Genomic DNA, 3,182 nt, shown 5'->3' with positions numbered 1-3,182 from the left:
CTGGTCACGCTTCCGCAGACGCAGCCAGGCCAGAGCCCGCCGCTCCCACTACAAACGCAGGGGCCAGAACCCTCAGATGCGGTTGCAGTACTAGGGGGCCTGCCAGGCCGGGCCGGTGGGGCGGGCTTCGGGACGGGTGATGCCGCCGGACGTGCAGTCGATCAGGTCGGCACCGTCGGCGGCGAGCAGGGGCGCGAGGCGGGTGGTGTCCTTCAGGGTCCAGCCGCCGTGGATGAAGTCCATGGCGGACAGGCGTACGGCGAGAGGGAGGTTGTCGGGCCATGCGGCCCGCACGGCGCGGATGGTACGGCGCAGGAGGAGGGTGCGTGCGGTGAAGTCCCCGCCGTAGTGGTCGGTGCGCCGGTTGGCGAGGGGGGAGAGGAAGGAGTGGAGGAGCTGGCCGTGTCCGGCGTGGAGCTCTAGCTAGAAGGCGGAACCCGGCGGTGGCGGCCCGCTCGGCGGCGGCCGAGAACTGGGTGACGGCCGTGTCGATCTCGTCGTCTGTCATCTCCTTCGGAGGGCGGTAGCCGTCCGAAGGAGATCGGGGACGGACCGAGGGGCATCCAGCCGCCGTCGGCCGGAGTGAGCGGGAGGTCCGCGCCTGCGCCCCAGGGGCGGGAGCGGGACGCCTTGCGTCCGGCGTGGGAGAGCTGAAGGCCCGGTACCGAGCCCTGCTCGGCGATGACATCGGCAATGACTGCGAGGGCCTTGGCCTGGTCGTCGTTCCACAGCCTGAGGTCCTGAGGAGTGGCGCTTACTTCGGGGCCGACGCCGGTCGGCTCCGGCAGCGGGGCCAGTACGGGCAGATGCTGGGCGAGCAGGGTCTCGACGGCGGCCAGTCGTTCGTTCTTGGTGGCCACCGTGTGCGGCAGGCGTCGCAGATGGTCGGTCACCAGGAAGGCCGCGACCGGGGTGGGGCGGCGGTTGTGCCCGGCGCCGGTCACCGCGAGGGTCCGCAGCCTCGTATCGGGCACCCGGGCCAGGGCCCGGTGTTTGGGCTGGGCCAGGACCTGGGCCCGCTCCCGCACCTCGCGGTCGCGGGCACTCAGCAGCCCGGCCTTCCCGCCAGTCACCATTTTCCAGGTGTCGCCAGTTGGAGCTGGGTGGCGTACGCGGGCGAGGCCGAGGTCGTCATGGGGCGGGGCGAGAACCTGGTGCAGCTGTGTCAGGCCTATTCGCTGAAGTCCTACATGCCGCGGTCGTTGAGGAAGATTCCTCCTGTTTCGAAGGCGATGCGTACGACGTCGACACCCTCAGCCGCGTGGTCGACGCGGGGCATGGCTTTGATGTCCTCGACCTCGCGGGCTTGTTCAGCGTTGAGCACGCCCTGCTGTTCGGCCATCGCCAGGATGACATCGGCTGTCATCTCGATCACCTTGCTGATCTTTTCGGCGGTGGTGACCTCTGGCCCCGTGAACGGGTCGTCCAGCAGAAACTCGTCCGTGCGGATGCTGTGTTCCAGGCTGAACTCCGCAAGCGTCAGAGGCCGGCCGTACTCCTCCTGCAGCCAGGCTGCGCCTTCCTCACCGAACTCGTCGATCAGGACGTCGTCGGGGCAGACCTGTCCGTAGCTGGGGTGCTTCGGTCGCGGCTTGCTCAAGGGGGCTGCAAGGCGACGGCGAAGATCCTTACGCAGATCCCGGGGCCGTGCTGTGCGGCGCTTCCGTGGCTTCGGCATGTTACTTGCCTATCAGATGCAGGCGATGTCCCAAGCTTTTTCGTTCTCGTAGTCGTTCCACCGCACTATCCCTCTCCGATCAGAGCACTACGGGTGTGGTTTACGGGATGAACGTCGAGCCTGATCCCCGGATCCTGCGCGAGCACGGGTTCGTACACAGGGTGCGCTGCGTCTCCGACGGCGCCCACCGGCGGACGCAGATCGGCACGCAAGGCATAGACGGCACCACGGACTGGTGCGATCTCACTGCTGACCACGTGGGGTTGACCGCGCACGGCCTGAGCACCGGAGCCTCCTCGGAGATCCGCCGTCGGCGCACACAGACGGTACCGATCGGCGCCCGGGCCCGCAGGCAGTCCGCGCGGGACAGCACAGCTCCACGTCCTGCCGCCGCTGAACCGGCGCAGGAGGTCAACCGCGACAAACTGGTCGCCAATCTGCGCACCGCTCTCGCAGAGAAAGCCAGCGTCACACGAATCCAGCAGCACCTGGACCGGCTGGAGAGCGCCGTCCACAGCAGCGCCACTTTCGAGGAAACCGAGCTGATGCGGCGTGCTCATGAAGTTCTGATGCTCCTGCGCCGCGGTGTCGGAGCGGCCCCGCCTGCCCCGGCGCCCCGGAAACGGAAGACCATCAAGAAGAAAAATTCGGCGGCAGTGTTGCCGCTCGTACGGCCGCGAGCCACCAGGCCCTCCCGCTCTTCCCTCGTCCCGGAGCAGAACTCCCAGGCAGAGCTGAAGGATCAGCAGTACCGACAGCGGCAGGACATTTCCGCAGCGGTGCGTGAGGTGCGCGGTATTCTACGCAGGTTCTCCGATCGGCAGACGGCCACCATCGAGAACTCTGAGGTCCGGAACAATCTCAGCGCCGCCCTGGAGCTCGCTCAGGAGAAGCTTTCGGTTGCCGAACGTCGCAGTGCGAAGGCGCTGCTCGCTCGTCTGGGCACGCCGGGTCTGCAGTCGTCTGGCGGGGCCGATGGGTTGAGCCCGCAGGCCCTGCGCGCTGCGGCCGTCGCGGTCCGCGGAGCGTTGAAGAAGGCGGCGCGGGAGCAGCGCACGACGAGCTGGGCTCGGCTGAAACGTCAGCTCGGCTCGGCACTGCCGTCGATGACTGCCGCCGAGCGCGTCCAGGTCCTCACTCTGGTCGACCAGGGCGCCGCGGCGGGTGACCAGCCTCTGCTGTCCGCGCTTGTGGCCGCAGGCGATCCCGCCATGGCGCAGGCTTTTCAGCAAGTGGCCCTTCACCTTGGTCTGGCCGTCCCTGAGGATGCCGAAGGCATCTCCGACGTCATCGCAGCCGACACCGAGCACGCTCACCGGCATTGTCACGTTGGCTGACCGGCCTGAGATGATCTCGTGGTTGATCGTGCCGGGAGGGGTTCGCTCGTGTCGTGCGCGCCGCCGTCGTACAAGGGGCACCGATACCCGGTAGAGATCATCTCCCACTGCGTGTGGCTGTACTTCCGCTTCCCGCTCAGCTTCCGGGAGGTCGAGGAGCTGATGCT

The 3,182-nt window shown here is 67.9% G+C and carries 3 protein-coding genes and 2 pseudogenes; 2 read left to right on the top strand and 3 right to left on the bottom strand.

The window, feature by feature from the left end; genetic code table 11:
* Window positions 1-90: 90 nt before the first annotated feature.
* The 3 genes and pseudogenes from ACWCQ6_RS36570 to ACWCQ6_RS36560 form a co-directional block, all read right to left on the bottom strand.
* Window positions 91-408 (bottom strand): annotated as a pseudogene (locus tag ACWCQ6_RS36570) (oxidoreductase); the annotation flags it as partial.
* Window positions 409-419: 11 nt separating this feature from the next.
* Window positions 420-1,076 carry a hypothetical protein gene (locus tag ACWCQ6_RS36565; protein WP_451096733.1) on the bottom strand — a complete coding sequence of 219 codons (657 nt, stop codon included), beginning with the start codon at window positions 1,074-1,076 and terminating at the stop codon, window positions 420-422.
* A gap of 110 nt (window positions 1,077-1,186) precedes the next feature.
* Window positions 1,187-1,600 carry a hypothetical protein gene (locus ACWCQ6_RS36560; RefSeq protein ID WP_451096731.1) on the bottom strand — a complete coding sequence of 138 codons (414 nt, stop codon included), beginning with the start codon at window positions 1,598-1,600 and terminating at the stop codon, window positions 1,187-1,189.
* A gap of 185 nt (window positions 1,601-1,785) precedes the next feature.
* On the opposite strand from ACWCQ6_RS36560, the gene ACWCQ6_RS36555 reads away from it, so the two are divergent.
* Together ACWCQ6_RS36555 and ACWCQ6_RS36550 are read left to right on the top strand one after the other, a co-directional pair.
* Entirely contained in the window at window positions 1,786-3,015 is a 1,230-nt protein-coding gene (locus ACWCQ6_RS36555) for a hypothetical protein (protein WP_451096729.1), read from the top strand.
* 48 nt (window positions 3,016-3,063) lie between these two features.
* Window positions 3,064-3,182 (top strand): annotated as a pseudogene (locus ACWCQ6_RS36550) (IS6 family transposase); the annotation flags it as partial.

The organism is Streptomyces sp. NPDC001880 (genome assembly GCF_053594575.1).
The sequence above is the reverse complement of the archived record's forward strand: the minus strand, read 5'-3'. Positions and strand labels throughout refer to the sequence as shown.